The following is a 20,130-nucleotide window of genomic DNA, read 5'->3' as shown; positions in this document are numbered from 1 at the left end:
GTCACCTATTGCGGGTAATCTTAGGCGCAACACTGCCGAGCAATAGACAGTAAGACGATTAAAAATCACCGATCATAGGCATTCGCTGATTCGCCCGCCGAATTAAGTCGAAATTAGCGGCTGTGCGCACCGGACAAGCTTCGCTAAACTGCCTGCACCCCTTTTGGAAGAGCATTTTATGGGCCTTTTTCGCCTGATACTGATTATTGCAATTGCAGCTGCCGGCTACTGGCTGTTCCGCCGAATCACCCGCCCTGCCCGGCCCAAGACCAAAGCCAACACGGCCAAGCCCATGGTTCGTTGCGCGCATTGCAATCTGTACTTGCCGCAAGAGCAGGCGCTTGAGCAAAACAGCCGTTGGTACTGCAGCAAGAAGCACTTAGAGCAAGGCCCGAAATCCGGTGATCGCTGATAAGTTCACCCTGCGCGGCGCTCAAGGCCGACGGATACTCAAGCTCTACAACCTTTACCGCCTGATCATTGGCCTGGCGCTGGCCTTCCTTATTTCCAGCGACCTCGACAGCCAGTTACTCGACATGGTGCATCCGGCGCTATTTCGCGCCGGCAGCTGGTTCTACCTGATTCTCAACATCACCATTGCGGTCAGCGTGCAACGCCCGCGCAGCACGGTGCAGATATTCAGCCTGGCCTTGGTCGATGTTATTTTGCTCTGCGCGCTGTTCTTTGCCGCAGGCGGAACGCCGAGCGGTATCGGCAACCTGCTGATTGTGGCGGTTGCCATATCCAATATTCTGCTGCGCGGCAGAATCGGCCTGCTGATCGCGGCCATTGCCACTATCGGCATGATTTACCTGACGTTCTACCTGAGCATCATTCACCCATCGGCATCGAGCCAATATGTGCAGGCCGGAGCACTCGGCACCCTGTGTTTCGCTGCTGCGCTGTTCGTTCAGGGCATCAGCAAACGTCTGTATTTGAGCGAGACCCTGGCGGAGCAACGTGCTGAAGAAGTCGCCAACCTGGAAGCCCTCAACTCGCTGATTTTGCAGCGCATGCGCACCGGCATTCTGGTGCTGGATACGCATAACCGCGTGCTGTTGGCCAACGATGGCGCCAAACGCCTGCTGGGACACACGGACATTACCGGGCTGATTGTTGATCCGCACTGCCCCGAGCTAATCAACTGCCTGCATCAATGGCATTACAACCCGACCCTGCGCTCGGCCGAGTTCAGGGCTCAGCCGGATGGCCCGATGCTGCAACCAAGCTTTGTTAAGGTGCAACACGGCGCGCAGCAGAACGTGCTGGTGTTTCTGGATGACACCACCGAGCTAGCCCAACAGGCGCAGCAACTCAAGCTGGTTGCCCTTGGCCGCCTGACCGCTGGCATCGCCCACGAGATACGCAACCCGTTGGGCGCCATCAGCCACGCCTCTCAATTGCTCAATGAGTCGGAAGATTTGCAGGCCCCCGATAAACGTCTGATCCAGATTATTCAGGATCAGTCCCGGCGGATGAACCTGATTATCGAAAACGTGCTGCAGCTATCCCGCCGTCGCCAGCCGGAGCCGCAACTGCTCGACCTTAAATACTGGGTTCACCGTTTCGCCAGCGAGTTTCGCGGCACCCTGAAAAGCTCGCAGACGCTGCACGTTGAAACACTCAAGGGCAATACCAAAACCCGCATGGACCCCAACCAGCTGACCCAAGTGGTCACCAATCTGGTGCAAAACGGCTTGCGCTATAGTGCTCAGAACAACAGTCAGGCGCAGGTCTGGTTACGCTTGTTCTGCGCCGATGAAACCGAATTGCCGGTACTTGAGGTTCTCGATGATGGGCGTGGCGTTCCAAGCGATCAGGTCTCGCACATCTTCGAACCCTTCTTTACTACCGAGAATAAAGGCACCGGCCTTGGCCTGTATATTTCGCGCGAGCTGTGCGAGAGCAATCAGGCCAGGCTGGATTACAAACCTCGTGATGAAGGTGGTAGCTGTTTTCGCATCACCTTTGCCCACCCGCGTAAATTGAGCTGAACATGACCCGCCAAAGAGCATTGATCGTTGACGACGAGCCCGATATCCGCGAGCTACTTGAGATAACCCTTGGCCGCATGAAGCTCGACACCCGTTGCGCGCGCAATGTTAAGGAGGCGCGTGAATGGCTGAGCAAAGAGCCGTTTGACCTGTGCCTGACCGACATGCGCATGCCCGACGGCACCGGCATTGAGCTGGTGCAATACATCAGCCAGCGCCACCCGCAGATGCCCGTGGCGATGATTACCGCGTACGGCAGCCTCGACACAGCGGTAAACGCACTTAAGGCCGGCGCGTTTGACTTCCTGACCAAGCCGGTGGATCTAAACCGCCTGCGCGAGTTGGTGAACAGCGCATTGCGCCTGGGTTCGGTCGATAATCAGAAGTTGCCGGTTGATAGCCGCCTGCTCGGCGACTCACCGCCGATGAACAGCCTGCGCAAGCAAATCCACAAACTGGCCCGCAGCCAGGCGCCGGTTTACATCAGCGGCGAGTCAGGCAGCGGCAAGGAGTTGGTGGCGCGGTTGATTCACGAATCCGGCCCACGCACCGAACAGCCGTTCGTGCCGGTCAACTGTGGCGCCATTCCATCCGAGTTGATGGAAAGCGAGTTCTTCGGCCACAAGAAAGGCAGCTTCACTGGCGCCATAGAAGACAAGCAAGGGCTGTTTCAAGCGGCCAATGGCGGCACCCTGTTTCTTGATGAAGTTGCCGATCTGCCGTTGGCAATGCAGGTAAAACTGCTGCGTGCGATTCAGGAAAAAGCCGTGCGCCCGGTGGGCGGTCAGCAGGAAGTGGTGGTCGATGTGCGCATCCTCTCGGCCACCCATAAAGACCTCGGCGCCGAAGTGGCTGCCGAGCGCTTCCGTCAGGATTTGTTCTACCGCCTCAACGTGATCGAATTGCGCGTACCGGCCTTGCGTGAACGCCGCGAAGACATCAGCCAATTGGCAAATGCCATGCTTGCAAGACTTGCCACAGGCTCCGGCGCAAGCCCCGCGACGCTTACCAGCGAAGCACTGGACAAGCTCAAGTGCTACCGTTTTCCCGGCAACGTGCGCGAACTGGAGAACATGCTTGAGCGCGCCTACACCCTGTGCGAAGGCGACGAGATCAGCGCCGGCGATTTGCGCCTTGCCGACGCTTCACCGGGCGGCGATGCCAGCGAGGCGAGCCTGGCCGAGATCGACAACCTTGAAGATCACCTCGAAGAGATCGAGCGCAAATTGATCATGCAGGCGCTGGAAGAAACCCGTTGGAATCGCACCGCCGCGGCCCAACGGCTGGGACTGACATTCAGGTCCATGCGCTACCGTCTGAAGAAGCTGGGCATCGATTAAACCCAAACGCCAAAGCCCGAAAGCGATGATCACGGCGACAGCAACTGCGTAGGTTGACTGTCGCCTCGCCACGCTTACAGGCGGTTGTCCGGAGCGTAGGGATCGGGGGCGATGATCGGCGCGCGTCCCAGCAGCAAATCGACCAGCAACTGGCATGACGCTGGCGCCAGCACCAGCCCATTGCGGTAATGGCCGCAGTTCAGCCACAAGCCCGGATACGCGGAAACAGGCCCGATAAACGGCACACCGTCCGGCGATCCTGGTCGTAACCCGGCCCAATGCCCGACCACTTCGGCATCCGCCAATGCGGGCAGCAACTCTATCGCCGAGGCATGCAGGCTCGCGAGCGCAGTCTCGGTTGGCGTCTTGTCATAGCCTTCATGCTCAAGGGTGCTGCCGACCAGAATATGCCCGTCGCGGCGCGGAATGGCATAACGGCCTTTGGCCAATATCATGCTCGGCAGAAAGTCATCGGCACACTTGAACAAAATCATCTGGCCTTTCACCGGCACCACCGGCAACTCGATGTTCAGGCTGCGTAATAAATCGCCGCTCCAGGCACCTGCCGCCACAATCACCCGTTCTGCCAGCCACTCGCCTGCGGCGGTTTTAACGCCAACCACCCGCTCGCCATCACGGACAAAGCCGGTCACTTCAGCGGCTTCGCGCAGCTGTACATTGCCCAATCCCTGCAAGGCAGCGCGCAGCGATTTGATCAGCCGAGGGTTACGCACATTGGCCACTCCGGGCATGTGCAGGGAGCGTTGATAGCCAGGCCCAAGCGGCGGGACAGCGCGATAAACAGAGTCGATATCTTCTGCAAACAAGGGCCGCTGATTGCGCTGCGCCCAACTCAGCGCGTCTGCCTCGTCGTCGAGATCCAGCCAGTGCAGCCCGGTCACATGAACTTCGGGGTCGATGCCGGTAGCCGCCAGTAATTGCTCGGCAAGCTTGGGATAGAAGTCTTGCGACCAGTGCGCCAATGCCGACACAGCCGGTGCATAACGCCAGGGATACAACGGCGAGACAATGCCACCACCGGCCCACGACGCCTCACTTCCCACCTGTTGCTGGCGCTCCAGCAACAACACTTTCTGGCCGGCCTGCGCCAACCCGAGGGTGGTCAGCAAACCGATTACACCACCACCAATTACGACTGCATCAACCCCTGACATGCACCCTCTCTTGTTGCTGTGTATGAACAAACGTGCTGCGACATTGGCCAATTATGCCCGTCAGCGCCGCGAGGGGCAGCAACAAAACCGCAATCACCCCGGTTGTGCCACACAGCAGATTTGCGACATGCGTCGCGCAAATCCTCCTGACGCAATTTCCTGTAGTAATTCCCGACCTTTCGCCGCCCCGGATTGAGAACCCTCACCGCACTCATGCAGGCCAAATCCGGCTGAATGGCGTTGTTGGCTAACCGTTGCGCACGAACCTGTTGAATTGAGTCGCGCAATCTATGGACATGGTTAGCGCTATCGGATGGAACCGAGGAGACCCAATGCGCACTCAAAAAGGCTTCACCCTGACCGAGTTACTGATGGTGGTGGCCATCATAGGGATTTTGGCCACAATCGGCGTTCCCAGCTTCCGCTCACTGATACTCGAAAACCGCCTGACCAGCACCGCCAATAACCTGCTCGGCGTGATGCAAATGGCCCGCAGCGAAGCGGCCAAGTTGCACAGCACCATCACGGTATGCGCTGCCAGCCCGGATCAAAGCACCTGTGTGAATGATGCGAACTGGAGCGCAGGTATTTTAATCACGCAGGGCGACGACATTCTGCGTGTGGTGCCGTTGAGGAGCGCCGGTGTAACCATCACCAGTACACGGCCGCGCATCGACTATCGCGGAGACGGTAAAACCACTGCAGCCTCCTTCACGCTCAACGACTCACGCGGCGATGACTTCGAGCGGGTGATCCAGGTTAATGCCATCGGCCAGGCCTGCAGCGGTGTGTCTTGCTCATGAAAAAACCCACTCAGCAACGCGGTTTCACCCTGATTGAAGTGCTGATCGCCGTGGTGATTTTATCCATCGGTTTACTCGGCATGGCAACGCTGATGATGACCAGCGTTCAGGCCAGCCAAAGCGCTTACTTGCGCGGCCAGGCCAGCTTGATGGTGTATGACTTCTCTGAACGCACTCGCCTCAACCATGCACTAGCTAGCAGCGCCGATGACTATCTGCTCGACGCCGACGACAGCCTCGGTGAGCGCCCCGAGTGCGCCGATGAAGGTTGCACAGACACTGAGCAAGCGCAGCTTGATCTGCACCAATGGCAAACCATGCTGGCCTCAAGTATTCCCGGGGCTCGGGCCAACATTACCCGCACCGACAACCAGTACAGCATCGAAATTATCTGGGTGGAATCCTCCGCGCTTGAGGGCGTAACAGGTGACTCCAGCTTTGCCGTGAGTTTTGACTTATGAGCAAGCAAACGGGCATGTCCCTGATAGAACTGATGGTGTCCATTTTGATCAGCTCATTGCTGATTCTCGGGGCAATCGAGTTGTTCGCTGGCACATCGGCCTCGAACCGCACAAACGTTGCGATCGCCCGGGTTCAGGAAAGCGGGCGGATCGCACTGGAGATCATCGGCAGTGATGCCCGCAGAGCCGGGTATCAAGGCTGTCGCTCAGCCAGAAGCACACTGAAAATCAAGGGGCTGACCCTGCCCAACGATGCCATTGAAGCAGACGATCAGAGCATTACGTTCAACTACGCCACCACGCAAGACACCGGTGTGCCGTTCTCGTACTACAAAACCTGCCAAGGCGAAGCGCTGTTTCTCAAGCGCGTGACCTACCGCCAATGCGAAACCAACCGCCTGTGCATGGACGACGAACCGGTGCTGGATCACACGCGTATCAATGTCATTGAATTCGCCGTCGTGGCAGCCAGCAAAACCTTATGGGTAGAGAGCAGCGAAGTCACCCCCGAACAACTTGCCGACACCCGCGCCGTACGCGTGAGCCTGAACATTAACGATGCACGTGACGAGGTATCCCGCACTTACAGCAACACCTATCAGCTGAGGAATCGACTCTGATGAATGCTCGTCATGAACAAACCGGAGCGGCCTTGCTGATCAGTCTGTCGCTGTTGCTGCTGCTCACCATTATCGCCATTGCAGCCGCGTATCAGTCGTCGCTACAGGTACGCATGGCCACCAACAGCCAGGAACAAAACACTGCCTTTCAAGCTGCAGAAAGTGGCATTCAGGCATGGATCGAGAACTTCAAGAAATCCCTGAACATAGCCGCCTCACCCGATGTGCTGGGCACCGTCAGTCTTCTAAGCAGCGCCGATAGCAGCAGTGAAACCCAAGTGGCGCAATTCATTGCCAAGGCTGCCAGCCCCGGAACCTGCGAAAAAGTAGTGCCCGCCTATTCGCTGGACGCTGCCGAAGATTCGAGCACCTTTCAATTCGCCTGTTTCAACATAATCAGTCGCAGCAACACCTGCATTGATACGGATATCAGCTGCTCACCCGCTGAGCACCCCGCACGAGCCGAGCACCGTCAAGGTCATCTGGTCCGCTACTAATCAAGGAGAGCAGCATGCATCGCTCGAATAATCGCCCGCGCGCACTCACAACCACCGCTGCATTTTTATTGGCGCTGCATATTCCTCTGAGCGCTGGCGACGATACTGAAATTTTCTTTGGCGAGCCGCCACCTGAATCAACAGCGCGCCCAAACGTGATGTTTATTCTGGATAACTCAGACTCCATGAGCGCAGTCGACAAAGGCCAAAACAGCTCGCGACTGGTGCAGATGAAGCAAGCATTCCGCGGCCTCCTCAATACTGCAGAAGACATCAACATCGGCCTGATGACCATTCAGCCAAACCCGAAAACCAGGTCACGCATGCTGATGAAAGTTCAGCATATCGACCAACCGTTGAATACCAAGCTGGCCACGCCGGCATTGCGCCAAAGCGGTGACGACTCAAGCTACCTGAGCAACGGAACCAGCCGCGCCAGTGATAAAACACTGGTAATGGGTTTCGTCAAAGCGCCCATTGGCCAGCTGTTCAACCCATCAAGCATTAGCCGCTCACTGGGTGAGTCCGCAGCTTACAACAGTGATTTCTCGTCGTACTTTGTGCTCAATCAGAATGGCGACTCAATAATTTGCTCAGCCAAGCTGGACGCCACCAGCACTGAATGTCCGGGCGGCGCTAAAACCCAGCTTGAAAGTAGCAACGGTGCGTCCGGCAACGATGGCTTGTTACTGTTTCGCAACCTCAATATTCCGCGGGGCGTGACTATCAGTTCAGCCAAGTTGGTTCTCAAAGGCACCTCAACCAAAACACCCAGCCGGTTTACTATCAAGCTCGAAAATAGCAAGACGGCCAGCGCCATTAATGCTGGCAACCTGATCAACCGACGCAACTTTGGCAACACCGACCTGCACCTCAGCCAGATCCCAGCTCGCAATCTCGACACGATTACATTCGACCTCACCAACCAACTGCAAAAACTTCAGCGACTGGCGCCTTCACTCAACCCAATCGGCGATGTCGCTTTGCGTGTGCGCGGCGCTACGCCTGCAAGCTATCCCTGGCACATTGGTGACGGCGCGGCTGATTCCCCTCGCCTTGAGATCAGCTGGTCGGGCAATGAAGACAGCAGCCGAACCACTGGGCTGCGCTTTGAAGATGTGGCGATCCCACAGGGGGCACGCGTCACGTCTGCACGAATCGACTTTGTGCCCGCGAGCTCGGATGAGCGCCCGGTTACCTTCGCCATCGCTGCGCAGAACAGCACCGATGCTGAGGTGTTCGGCAGCACAGAGAACTTCACTAACAGGAGTAAAACCAAATCGATCAGCTGGAAAGCAGATGCATGGCGAACAAGTGCGGAAAACAATTACATTGAAGGCCCCGATGTCACCGAATTGGTTCAAGGCATCATCAACAGGCCTGGCTGGTGTGGCAACAACTCACTGGCATTCTTCCTGTCTCCAACTGCTGGAGAAGGCAGCCGCACGGCTTATAGTTTTGATCACGGTGAAGACCTCAAACCCGCGCTGAGGCTGACCTTTTCCGATGGCGACGACGGTTGTCTGAACCCGATTATCAATGTCTCGGTGCTCAACAAGAAAGACGACGGTTCGCAGAACAGACCCCGTTCCTGCGTCAATGGAAATAATTGCAACGGTGGACAGGTCAACATCACGAACAATTTCTTACCGTTTGCGCATAAATTCATCCTCAGCCGCTTTCAACATGTCCCGGTGAAGAAAAACGCCCAGGTGATGAGTGCTGAAATTCTGGCGACGCCGAATACTGACGCAACAGGCAGGACACAAGTCTTTTTCGAGAACACAGGCCACTCTGCGGCCCTTGCACAGAACATCAATAATTTAAGTAGGCGTACGTATGGTCAGCAAGCAGGCGCCTGTGAATTTGGCGGTGCGGGCACCAGCGACGTGCAGCAGCGCTGCACGAACACAGCGCTGAAAGGCCGGCTACAGGCGGTTTTCAATCATCCGAAGTGGACCGACGACAACGCCCTTTCTCTCTTGTTCAAAACAGTAAGTGGCTCAGCGAACCTGAAGAGCCGCGAGCATGGCGCCGAGTCTGCCGTGCAATTACGCATCAAGCTGCGTCATGGCGGATTGGGGAAGAACACATACACTTCGCGCGACTTCATGCGCGCCCAGGTAAACGCCTTGAGCTTGCATCTTGGCACTCAAATTGTGCCCGCGCTTAACGAGGCCGCGCGGTATTACACGCAGATACCGGGCAAGCACATCGGTAAAAGCCCAAGCCCTATCGAAAGCTCGTGTCAGCCCAATTATGTAGTCCTGCTCACTGACGGTGCGGCCTTCAACGGCCCTGCCGAGAACACGATTGGCGAAGCCGCACGTGCCAGCATTCAAAAGCTTGCAGGTTCGTGTCGGAGTGACAGCAATAATATCTCCGAAAAGTGCGGGCGTACCCTCGCCCGCTGGATGCATGAGCAGGATCAATCACCGCTCGAAGGCCACAATAATATAATCACCCACACCATCGGGTTTTCCACCGGCGTCAATACCGGCCCCGCTCGGTTTCTCAATCAGTTGGCGAACTTAGGCGGCGGCACCGCTTACCGCGCCAACAACGCGAGTAGCTTGACGGATGTATTCAATAATATTTTAAGCAGCGCGATGTCGGCTGACACCACCTTTGTTAATGCCAGCGCGCCGATCAATAGCCTTAACCGCTCAGACAATCTCGATCAGCTGTACTTCTCCATGTTCCGCCCCGACAGTACGAATCGATGGGCAGGCAATCTCAAGCGCTACCGCCTCAAAACCGAGGGCACTGAAGCGACTATCGTTGATGCGGATAATGCACCGGCAGTCGACCTGGAGACCGGCTTTTTCTACGACAGCGCGCGTAGTTACTGGAACAATATCCAGGATGGCTCAGACGTCACCCTCGGCGGAGCAGCGGCAAAATTGCCCAAGCCCGGCCAGCGCAATATTTATACATTCAAAGGCACACCGGTTAACGGCCAGGCCAACACACTGCACTCATTAAGAACAGCGCATGCAGGCAACATATCGCCTACCCTGTTCGGGCTTCAATCCACTCAAGCGGGCGCACGTGACAACCTGGTGAAATACATCAACGGGTATGAGCGTGACAACAGCACGATCCGTTATGCACTCGGTGATTCCCTGCACTCATCACCCCGCCAGATCACTTATGGCTGTATAGGCAACTACAGCAACGGCCGCTGCAGCGATCCTGACATCACTGCGATATTGGGCACCAATGAAGGGTTCATCCATGGTTTTGATACGGCCACCGGCATCGAGCAATTTGGGTTTATGCCTAAAGAGTTGCTGCCCAATATCCGCCTTCTGCGCGCCGACCAGCAATCCACCAATGACACGCCTCACCTCTATGGAATGGATAACACAGCAACCATCTGGTTTAACGACCTTAACAATAACGGGGTGATTTTTGGCGACCCGGCATCAGGCAGTGCCGGGCTTAATTCAGGCGAATTTGTATACGCATACGCCAGCCAGCGCCGTGGCGGCAACAACCTCTACGCGCTGGATATCACCCGTCGGAACAGCCCTAAACTACTCTGGCAAATCAACGACTCCTATCCCGGCTTCAGCCAACTTGGGCAAACGTGGTCAGTGCCCCAGAAAACCAAAATCAAAGTCGGTGATGAGATTCGTGACGTACTGATTTTTGCGGGTGGTTATGACCAGAATCAGGACGAGCTCAACTACACCACCAGCGTGTATACCCCCGACACCGTAGGCAACTCGATTTACATCGTCGATGCCAAAACGGGCAGCCTGATTTGGTCCGCCAGTAACCGCTCAGGGCACACCCTGAAACTCGACAAGATGAAGTACAGCATCCCTTCCAACATCCGCGTCATCGATATCCAGCAGTCCAACGACGTATTGGTCAGTGACGATGAGAAACTCGCCGACCAGTTCTTTGTCGGCGATACCGGTGGCCAGGTATGGCGCTTCTTCATCAACAACGGCAACAGCGCTGCCAACCTTGTAACCGCTGCCAGCAATGGCGGTGTACTTGCCAGCCTGGGCAATGCAAGCGCCGCCGAACATGCACGCAAGTTCTTCAGCGCGCCAGATGTTGCGGTGCTGGACGTAGACGGTCAGCGTTCACTCAGCATCAACATTGGCAGCGGTTATCGCAGCCACCCGTTAAACAAAACCATTCGCGACCGCTTCTATTCACTGCGCACCTCCGCGGTCTTTGCTGATGACTCACAAAGCGTGCTGACTGAAAGCAAGCTTTATGACGCGACTCAAAACCTGGTGCAGCAGGGCAGTTCACAGGAGCAGGCCACGGCGCAGGATGCATTTGGCGACCCGGATCGAGGCTGGTTCATCGCCATGGGCAACACTGGCGAAAAGATCCTTTCCAGAGCGCTGACGGCGGGTGGGACGGTCAATTTCAACACCTACGAGCCCACGCCACCGAATGGCTGTCGCCCTTCAAGCGGCAAGAACCGCGCGTATTCGGTGCGGTTACGCGACGCCACTCCGACACTGGTCGGTGTGGGCGAAACCGGCAGCCATGCTGACCGCTCAACCGAAAGCAACAGCAGTGGCATCGCTGGCGACCCGCAACTGTTTTGCAGCGGCGATAACTGCTGGGTGCTGCCCGATCCATCGGTCGAGCCCACGGAAGCCAACATGATTCCGCTGGGTAAGACCTACTGGATGGATAACTCGCAACTGTAATGACACTTTATGGCGACGCAAAGCGCGTCGCCATAAAGTGCAACCGCCAAGAGAAGGATCTCATGCGCAAGCAAGTCGGCTTTACCCTGATTGAATTAATGATCACCGTCGTGGTGATCGGCATTCTGGCAGCCATCGCTCTGCCCAATTACAACAGCTACATACGCCGCAGCCATTGCGAGAATGCCAAGGCAACAATACTCGGCGCCGCCAACCTGATGGAACGCCATCGGGCACAAAGCAACAGCTACCTGAATGCCAGCCTTGGCAGCTACGCCCAAAGCCCGACCGATGGCAGCGAGCAATTCGTCCTCGCGCTGACCACCTCATCGCCCACCCGCTTCAAAATTGTCGCCATCCCTACAGCAATGCTCAGCGGCAAAGGCACATTAGTACTGGAGTCGACAGGCAAGCGCAGCGCTACGGGAGAGTTTGAAGCCATTGACGCGTGGAGTAGCTGCAACGGGATTTAAGCCTTCAAGGGTGCTTCGCTACGTTCACTCTTATCTGTCAGGGCGCTACAGAAAACCCCTTCAATAATGACTCAACCGCGGCGATCCGGGACTGAAACACCACCAAAAATCCTCGCGCCACCCGCGAAAAAACCACCGATAAAGTAGCCCGAAACCAATCATCGGCGTTCCAGCTCCTTTCATCTCATCATATGGGACAGTTGCCTGTGTGCTATGCAAACCTTAAAGCTCGGCAAAGGAGCAGGTTTTTATGCACGCAAGACGACACGCCTCGGGTTTCACCCTCATCGAGTTGATGATTGTGGTGGTGATATTGGGGATATTCGCCACAGTGGCCCTACCCGGCTTCAACAACCTGATGCAATCGAACCGCGTAAAAAGCTCAGCTGAAGAGTTGTTCAGCTTGCTGCAAAGCGCTCGCAGCGATGCAGTGAATAAGCGCATGACCGTGTCGGTGAGCAAGGTCGACGCCAGTAACTGGAGCGCCAAACACGGTAACGAAACTGTCCGCACCGTGACCTTTCCGAGCAATATCACCGTGACCTCAAGCCTCGACACCATCAGCTTCAAGCCTGATGGTACGGCTGCAAATTCCGACATCAGCATCAGCGGTGCGGATGCCAGCAACACCTACTCGATTGCCGTGAAGAATGCCGGCAGCCTGCGTATCTCCCATTCTGCGGCGACAACAGGAAGCAACTGAGATGATTTCACGCGTGCGCAATCGCGGTTTCAGCATGATCGAGGTATTGGTCACCTTGGTGCTTATCAGCATTGGCGTGCTTGGCATGGTCGCCATGCAAGCCAAAGGAATCACCTACACCCAAGACTCCGTAGTTCGTAATCAGGCGGCGCTGCTCGCCGATGAGCTGATGGAAATCCTGCGCAGCGACCGGCAGACCATCCTCGATGTGAAGGGTGTTCCTACCAGCACTTCAGACTATTACAAGAAAAAAGGTACGGCGTTCCCGGATGCACCGGCGAGTTGCAACCCGCTGCCAGCGTCGGCTGAAGATCGCCTCGGCTGCTGGGCGGCAAAAGCATCGCAGACCCTGCCGGATGCGGGCGCCCTGCTCACCAGCGACTTCTATGTTTGCCGCACCGATGGTTCGGCAGTTTGCCCTGACAAAGGCGCCGCCATCGAGATTCAGCTCGCCTGGCGGGTCAAGGAAAACGAATGCATGGACGCCAACGCTCAAGCGGGCGATGACCTGACTATTTGCCACTATCACCTGCGCGCCGAGCTTTAGGAGCCTGTATGAACACCGTTAATAAGCAGGCAGGTCTGTCGATGGTAGAACTGCTCATCGCGCTGGCGATCAGCAGCTTCCTGATTCTGGGCGTGACCCAAATCTACATTGATAACAAAACCAGTTACCTGTTCCAGCAAGGACAAGCCCAAAACCAGGAGAACGGTCGCTTCTCCCTGATGGTGCTTGAACAGCATCTGGCCAAAGCGGGCTTTCGCAGACGCCCGGACGACTCGTTGGAGCAGGCCTTTGCTGCCGGCACCTTCAATACCACCACCGGCGCTGGCACGTGCACATTCAGAGCCGGGCAAGCGGTCACGAAAGTGGATGACTCAACCATTTGCCTGCGGTTCGAGCCGCGCGATGCGACCGAAGTAGATTGTGCCGGCACCGGGGTTACCACGCCTGCCGACTTCGCCACGCCTTACACAACATCAAGCCAGGAATTCGTCGAGAAATTCAGCGTAAACAACAACGCCGAGTTGGTCTGCAATGACGCGGTTCTGGCAGACGGCGTCAGCCAGGTGCTGTTCACCTTTGGCATTGGGCCGGCCAGCGAACGTGAAGTCTCGTCGTACACCCAAACCCCTGGCACCAACACAATCCGCAGTGTGCGCTATTCACTGTTGCTGACTACCGATCAAAACAACCTGTCGCAAGGGATGACCAGTAAAGCGTATTGCGACTGGCAAACCCTGATGGGCAACACCGACCCTTGCACACCGCCGGACAACAACCTTTATCAGATTGCCAGTAGCGGCATCATGCTCAGGAATCTAATGCCGTGAGAAGTCATCGCACATACGACCTACCCAAAAAACAGAACGGTGCCGTGCTTTTCGTCGCCCTGATCATGCTGCTGGTTATCACCTTGCTGGCCGTCAGCAGCATGCGCGAAGTGGCGCTCGAATCGCAAATTACCGGCAACCTCATGGAGCAAAAGCGCCTGAGCAGCACCGCCGAGTCGGCCCTGCGTGAAGCGGAGTGGCGGCTCGAAAACAATGGCGTGCCACCGGATGTTTGCACAGGCAGCAATCCCACGACGCTGTGCATTACCGAAATTGCCAACACTTACGACACCGACTTCTCTGTTTCCACTGCTTATACAGGCGCAGATGGCGCCACCACACTTGAACGCAGCGCGCGCTGGTATGTGCGTGACGCCACCAACGTGGGCAGCGTGCAGGCGAACTGCACCCAGACCGAAGACATTCTCAGCGGTAAGAATTGCACCAACTATTACGAAGTGAATGGCCAGGCGTTTAACGACAACAACACCGCCGGTAAAGATTGCGGCCCGGATGCCTTGTGTATCCGCTCCGTTATTGCCGCCATTTTCAACTGAAGCCCGAATTGGAGATTCACATGAAACACACCACCGCTCTGATTTTCGGGCTGCTTGCTGCCAGCCAAGCCGTACAGGCCGACACCAATATTGATCAGGTTCCATTGTTCGTCAGTGAGTCTGTACCGCCACTGAACATGCTGGTAATGGGCCGCGACCACAAACTTTTTTACGAAGCCTACAACGATGCCTCTGACCTCAACGGCGACGGTGTTCTTGATGTGGGTTACAAGGGGTATTTGAGCGCCGACAACGGCGGTATCGATTACTACGGCTACTTCAATTCCAACGTCTGCTACACCTACACAGGTGGCATATTCGTACCGTCCAGCGTAGCCAACAATAAAATGTGCTCGGGTAAATGGAGCGGTGACTTTCTCAACTACCTGGCCACGTCACGGATGGACGCACTGCGCAAAGTTCTCTACGGCGGCTACCGCGTAGAAGACACTGCAGGCAGCACCAACACGCCGGCGAAAACAGTTTTGGAAGCGGCATTTGTACCTCAGGATGCACACACCTGGGGTAAGGAATACCAGAGCCTGAGCAAAGACGGTTATCGCATTACCGACTACACCCCGCTGAACCAGCCTACCAATGGCTATCGCCACTTGTTTGCCGTGGTCTCTCTCACCGACGGTGGCGTACCGCAGTTGCGCACACTCACTAACACCACCTTCCGTATTTGGAACTGGGTCTCGAAAGAACGTCCTGTGGCTGGCGATGCGTGTGACGGCGGCGCCTGTACCTCGCGTGGCCCGAGCGGCGGCTGGTCGATTGTGCCAGCTACTGTACTGTCCAACCTTTACCTGACCACGTGGCGCGACACCGACAGTGCACCAAATAACGAATCGGAAATGAACAGCCGTTTCAACAATCCGAAAAACGAGTGTGGCAACGGTACCCCGGGCTTCACCAACATCAACACAGTTACCGACTTTGTTAACCCGTACTCCTCCAACAAATGTAAATCGAACCAAAACCAAGACAACTACATCACCCAGATCACCGGCAAGCTGACGCCAACCGAAACGGGCATGTACCAGTTTTCGGTGGACGGCGACGACGCAGTTGACGTCAAGCTCAACGGCACCGTGATCGCGTCTTACTACGGCGCCCATGCCAAGCAAGGCTCAGGCGGCGCTGGCTCCCCAAGCAACGACCGGGCTTTGACTGCAGGCGTCACCTACGACATTGAGTTCCGCCATAAAGAAGTCTCCGGCGGCTCCAGCTTTTTCCTCTACTGGAAAACCCCGGACACCGGCGTGAGCACGCTGACTAACGCCAACATCAAGGTTGAGGTGTGCCCAACCGATGCAACCCTGCGTGAAGATAACTGCGTTGCCTACGCCAATGGCGCCAAGCCAACCGGCATTCTGCATGACTACGGCAGTGCCGATAAAATGTTCTTCGGCCTCACATCGGGCTCGTTCCAGAACAACATGAGTGGTGGTGTTCTGCGTCGTCAGCTCGGCAGCTTCACCAAAGAATTCAACGCCTCTACCGGCCAATTCTGCTCCAGCAGCAACAGCAACTGCGCGAGCGACAGCATTGCCAACGGCATTGTCGATACCATCAACAAATTCCGCATCATCGACTTCAAATACAGCAACCAGAGTTATGGTTGCGGCTGGATTGCCGGTCGTGCCATGCAACAAAGTGACGGCTGCTACATGTGGGGCAACCCCGTCGCCGAAATGATGTATGAAACCATGCGTTATTTCTCCGGGGCCACTGCACCTACCAGCTCTTACAAGTACAGCACGAGCGCAGTGGATGCCAAATCTCCGCTCAACCTGCCGGTTGTCGACACTTGGCTGCCACCGTACAAGACCACCACAGCAACTAACGGTGGTTATGAAAAATGTGCGGTACCTGTAATGACGGTGATCAGTGACATCAACCCGTCTTACGATGGCGATGTGCCTGGCAGTGCATGGAGTAATGCGGTGACAGGCGCTGGCGATCCTGCATCACTCAGCGGTTTGAATGTTTCGACCGAGGCTGACAAGGTCTGGGCCAAAGAAGGCGGCGGTAGCCGAAAAGTCTTCATCGGCGCTTCAACAGTCAGCAACGAAGATGGCGCGCCTACTGAAAAGACCGTGACTAATCTGTCCACGGTGCGCGGTCTCGCTCCTGAGGAGCCAAGTAAACAAGGTACTTATTACTCGGCAGCACTGGCTAACTTCGGTGCCAACAACCCAATCGGCGGCGACAAGAACCTGCAAACCTACGCCGTGGCGCTGGCATCGCCTCTGCCGACGATCAAATTCCCGGTGGGCAAGTCAGCCGACGGTACAACACAGTCGGTCACAGTCGTGCCGTTTGCCAAGTCTGTTGGCGGCGCTTATGGCATTAGCGCCACCAGCAACTTCCAGCCGACTGACCAGATCGTCGACTACTACGTTGAAACCATCGTCAACACCGACGCCAACTGCCCTGCTGCTGGCAAAGACTGCGATGCTTCGGTTAACAACGGGCGCCCTTACGCCAAGTTCCGCATCAACTATGAAGACGTCGAGCAAGGCGCAGACCATGACATGGACGCCATCGTGCTCTATGAACTGCTGCTGGACGCCAATGGCAAGTTGGTCATCAACCTGACGTCTGAATACGCTGCGGGCAGCATCGACCAACACATGGGTTATGTAATCTCGGGCACCACCAAAGACGGCATTTACCTGGATGTTAAAGACCAGGGCGGTGCAAACGTCGCTTACAAGCTCGACACTCCGCCCGGCTACGATGCTGGCGTGTGCGCCAAGTCCGGAGCCAACTGCCCAACGTTGAGCAACCTGACTTCCAGCCGTACATTCACCCCAACCGGTGCTTCGGCGAACTTCCTCGAAGGCCCGCTGTGGTACGCCGCCAAATACGGCACCGATGGCAGCCCGGATGTGGACAACGACGGCGTGCCGGACAACTATTTCCTGGTAACCAACGCGTTGACTCTGAAAGCGCAGCTGGACAAGGCATTCAACGACATCACGCAAAAGAACAGCTCGGTGAGCAGCCCGACAGTAGAAGTGCCGCGTGACAGCACAACAACAGATGATGCATTTGTTTATCGCACGGACTTCAACATCGACGGCTGGACCGGCGATCTGATCAAGGAAAAGCAAACCGAGGTCAGTGGCCAACTGGTCAAGGAAACCGTGTGGAATGCGGCCAGCAAAATACCGTCCACGCGCAAGATCTACATGGCTGACAGCAGCCAAACCACAAAACTGGGTGACTTCACTTGGGATCGTCTGGCGAACAAGTCGTTTGAAACCATCGACTTCCAGACCGCACTCAACAAAGACGGCATCACCGGCACAGTCGATAACTACGGCCGGGCGCGGGTGAAGTACATCAAAGGCGAAAGCTGCGCGACAGAAACGGGTTGCAGCACCTTCCGGGTGCGCAGCACAAAACTGGGCGACATCGTCAACTCATCCCCTGTACTGGTGAAAGGTGCTCAATATCTGGCCTACCGCGCCGGCGCACTGGACGGTGACGCATCTACCTATGCTGCCTTCCAGGCCTCGGTTAAAAACCGCACGCCGATGATCTATGTCGGCGCCAACGATGGCATGCTGCATGCTTTCAATGCAGACACCGGCGCAGAGGTTTTCGCCTTCATTCCAACGGCCGTTATCAATAACCTCAACAAGCTGACCTCGCCTGAGTACGGCGGCACGGATGGCGTGCACCAGTACTTCGTTGACGGCACGCCGACGATTGCCGATGTGTATTACGGCAATGCCTGGCACACGGTGCTTGTCGGCAGCCTGGGCGCGGGTGGCCGTGAGGTGTTCGCTCTGGATATCACTGACCCAAGCGCGCCTAAATTGCTTTGGGAGTTCACCAGTGATGGCCATAACAACATGGGCTACAGCATTCCTAAACCGATCATCACCCGCCTCAACAGCGGCCAGTGGGCAGCTGTGTTTGCCAACGGTTACAACAGCGCCAACAACAACGATGGCCGCGCTGTGCTGTTCCTCAAGGACATTGAAACCGGCGCTGTGATCAAGAACCTCACAGCTCAAGGCGAGGCGTACACCAACGGGCTTTCAAGTGTGCGCACGGCGGACTTCAACGCCGACGGAATCACCGACTACGTTTACGCCGGTGACTTGCAAGGCAATATGTGGCGCTTCGACCTGTATGACACCAGCGCCAGTGCGCCGTTCGACAAGTGCACCAGCAGCTGTAGCGGCATCAGCAATCGCTTCCGTGTCTCATTTGGCGGTGCGCCGCTTTACGTTGCCAAAGACGGTTCCACAAGCTCGGCTAAGCGCCAGCCGATCACCAGTGCCCCGACACTGGCCAGGCATCCGACGTCTGTCGGTTACTTGGTGACGTTCGGCACCGGTAGCTACCTCAACAGTAACGACAAGATCTCCGATGACACCCAAACGGTCTATGGCATCTGGGATCGCAACACTGTGGGTCAAAACGTCAGCAGCATGCCATCGCTCGACCGTTCGAACCTGCAGCAACAGACAATGACCGAGAAAAGCATGTCGGTGGATGGCACACCGACAGCTGTGCGCGTGCTCAGCGATAACAGCATCTCCTGGTACAACGATGGCGCCACGGGTACATCGGACTCAGACGTTAAAACCTGGGGCTGGTACCTCGACCTTAAAGCCTCCGGCGTAGCCAAAGGTGAGCGTGTGGTTGCCAACATGACGATTTACGGCGACGGCCTGATCTTCTCGACCATCACGCCGAACCCGGATACCTGTGCAGCGGGCCTTGACGGCTTCACGTATGGTATTAATCCGACAACCGGCCAACGCACGCTGTATAACGTGTTCGACATGAACGGCGATGGCAAGGTGAACGCCAACGACAGCCTGAACGGTGATGTTGTCTCTGGCCACGAAACGCCAGCAGGCGGCACTAGCATCAACGATGGCTTGCAGTACCACACGGACGGCAGCTCAACCGCAATCGCTGCGGGCAGCAATTCGAGCGGCCGCCAACTGTGGCGTGTACAACCTGAAAACCAGCCCTGAGGCCAAGAAATGAAACAAGCAAAGCAGTCTGGCTTTACGCTGATTGAAGTGATGATAACGGTGGCAATCATTGGCATTCTTGCCGCGATTGCCTACCCCAGCTACACCGAGTATGTGTTGCGCGGTAATCGCTCAGAAGGCTTAGCGCTTCTGAGCGAGGCGGCTGCACGCCAAGAGCGTTACTTTGCGCAGAACAACACCTATGCCGATACCGCTGCAAAGCTCAACGTGCCGGTGAACTCGACCAATAATCTCTATCAGCTGAACATTGCTGATGTGACCAGCAATACCTACACGCTGACTGTGGTGCCACAGAACCAGCAAACCAAAGACACCAAATGCGGCACGCTGGGTTTGAACCAGAAGGCTGAAAGAAGCAAAACCGGCAGCGCCAGTTCGATTAACGACTGCTGGAAATAAGCGCTTCGCACGCAAACAAAAAGGCCAAGCTTTCGCTTGGCCTTTTGCTTTTCGGGTT

16 protein-coding genes are annotated in these 20,130 nt (G+C 56.3%); 15 read left to right on the top strand and 1 reads right to left on the bottom strand.

Translation table 11 applies throughout. The features are described from left to right. The first annotated feature begins 178 nt into the window (after nt 1–178). Genes FEZ62_RS06180 through FEZ62_RS06170 form a run of 3 tightly spaced genes read left to right on the top strand, consistent with a single transcriptional unit; the run spans nt 179 to nt 3,334 of the window. The gene (locus FEZ62_RS06180) at nt 179–412 is read left to right on the top strand and encodes a PP0621 family protein (RefSeq protein ID WP_150547680.1); all 234 of its coding nucleotides are present in this window, start codon (nt 179–181) and stop codon (nt 410–412) included. Then, nucleotides 402–1,994, top strand: coding sequence for an ATP-binding protein (locus FEZ62_RS06175; protein ID WP_172927160.1), 1,593 nt, complete (start codon nt 402–404; stop codon nt 1,992–1,994). Before FEZ62_RS06180 ends, FEZ62_RS06175 begins: the two co-directional genes overlap by 11 nt. Nucleotides 1,995–1,996: 2 nt before the next feature. Then, nucleotides 1,997–3,334, top strand: a complete 1,338-nt coding sequence (locus FEZ62_RS06170) for a sigma-54 dependent transcriptional regulator (RefSeq protein WP_069898108.1) — start codon at nt 1,997–1,999, stop codon at nt 3,332–3,334. 74 nt (nt 3,335–3,408) lie between these two features. On the opposite strand, the gene thiO is transcribed toward FEZ62_RS06170, so the two are convergent. Beyond that, on the bottom strand, nt 3,409–4,509 hold the full coding sequence (gene thiO, locus FEZ62_RS06165; RefSeq protein WP_172927159.1) for a glycine oxidase ThiO: 1,101 nt from the start codon (nt 4,507–4,509) through the stop codon (nt 3,409–3,411). Between the two features lie 332 nt (nt 4,510–4,841). On the opposite strand from thiO, the gene FEZ62_RS06160 reads away from it, so the two are divergent. The 12 genes from FEZ62_RS06160 to FEZ62_RS06105 all read left to right on the top strand — a co-directional run bounded on the left by FEZ62_RS06160 (nt 4,842) and on the right by FEZ62_RS06105 (nt 20,072). Further along, on the top strand, nt 4,842–5,312 hold the full coding sequence (locus FEZ62_RS06160) for a GspH/FimT family pseudopilin (RefSeq protein WP_172927158.1): 471 nt from the start codon (nt 4,842–4,844) through the stop codon (nt 5,310–5,312). Continuing rightward, on the top strand, nt 5,309–5,773 hold the full coding sequence (pilV, locus tag FEZ62_RS06155) for a type IV pilus modification protein PilV (protein WP_172927157.1): 465 nt from the start codon (nt 5,309–5,311) through the stop codon (nt 5,771–5,773). Before FEZ62_RS06160 ends, pilV (FEZ62_RS06155) begins: the two co-directional genes overlap by 4 nt. After that, nucleotides 5,770–6,393 (top strand): prepilin-type N-terminal cleavage/methylation domain-containing protein, encoded by a 624-nt coding sequence (locus FEZ62_RS06150; protein ID WP_172927156.1) that lies wholly within the window; start codon nt 5,770–5,772, stop codon nt 6,391–6,393. Before pilV (FEZ62_RS06155) ends, FEZ62_RS06150 begins: the two co-directional genes overlap by 4 nt. Continuing rightward, nucleotides 6,393–6,890, top strand: a complete 498-nt coding sequence (locus tag FEZ62_RS06145) for a pilus assembly PilX N-terminal domain-containing protein (RefSeq protein ID WP_172927155.1) — start codon at nt 6,393–6,395, stop codon at nt 6,888–6,890. Before FEZ62_RS06150 ends, FEZ62_RS06145 begins: the two co-directional genes overlap by 1 nt. A 14-nt stretch (nt 6,891–6,904) precedes the next feature. Then, nucleotides 6,905–11,575, top strand: a complete 4,671-nt coding sequence (locus FEZ62_RS06140; protein WP_172927154.1) for a PilC/PilY family type IV pilus protein — start codon at nt 6,905–6,907, stop codon at nt 11,573–11,575. 62 nt (nt 11,576–11,637) lie between these two features. Beyond that, nucleotides 11,638–12,048 carry a type IV pilin protein gene (locus FEZ62_RS06135; protein ID WP_172927153.1) on the top strand — a complete coding sequence of 137 codons (411 nt, stop codon included), beginning with the start codon at nt 11,638–11,640 and terminating at the stop codon, nt 12,046–12,048. Between the two features lie 250 nt (nt 12,049–12,298). Then, entirely contained in the window at nt 12,299–12,751 is a 453-nt protein-coding gene (locus tag FEZ62_RS20840) for a GspH/FimT family pseudopilin (protein ID WP_172927152.1), read from the top strand. 1 nt (nt 12,752) lies between these two features. Further along, nucleotides 12,753–13,298 carry a type IV pilus modification protein PilV gene (pilV, locus tag FEZ62_RS06125; protein ID WP_172927151.1) on the top strand — a complete coding sequence of 182 codons (546 nt, stop codon included), beginning with the start codon at nt 12,753–12,755 and terminating at the stop codon, nt 13,296–13,298. An 8-nt stretch (nt 13,299–13,306) separates the two neighbouring features. Continuing rightward, complete coding sequence (locus FEZ62_RS06120; protein ID WP_172927150.1) at nt 13,307–14,086, top strand: prepilin-type N-terminal cleavage/methylation domain-containing protein; 780 nt, start codon at nt 13,307–13,309, stop codon at nt 14,084–14,086. 44 nt (nt 14,087–14,130) lie between these two features. Beyond that, on the top strand, nt 14,131–14,643 hold the full coding sequence (locus tag FEZ62_RS06115) for a pilus assembly protein PilX (RefSeq protein WP_345940432.1): 513 nt from the start codon (nt 14,131–14,133) through the stop codon (nt 14,641–14,643). A gap of 20 nt (nt 14,644–14,663) precedes the next feature. Beyond that, a complete protein-coding gene (locus tag FEZ62_RS06110; protein WP_172927149.1) occupies nt 14,664–19,652 on the top strand; it encodes a PilC/PilY family type IV pilus protein in 4,989 nt (1,662 codons plus the stop codon). 9 nt (nt 19,653–19,661) lie between these two features. Next, nucleotides 19,662–20,072, top strand: coding sequence for a type IV pilin protein (locus FEZ62_RS06105; protein ID WP_090509504.1), 411 nt, complete (start codon nt 19,662–19,664; stop codon nt 20,070–20,072). The last annotated feature ends 58 nt before the right edge of the window (nt 20,073–20,130 follow it).

The organism is Pseudomonas sp. MS19, from assembly GCF_013277615.1.
Taxonomy (GTDB): Bacteria; Pseudomonadota; Gammaproteobacteria; order Pseudomonadales; family Pseudomonadaceae; genus Aquipseudomonas; species Aquipseudomonas marincola.
This window is presented reverse-complemented; position numbering and strand designations above follow the sequence as displayed.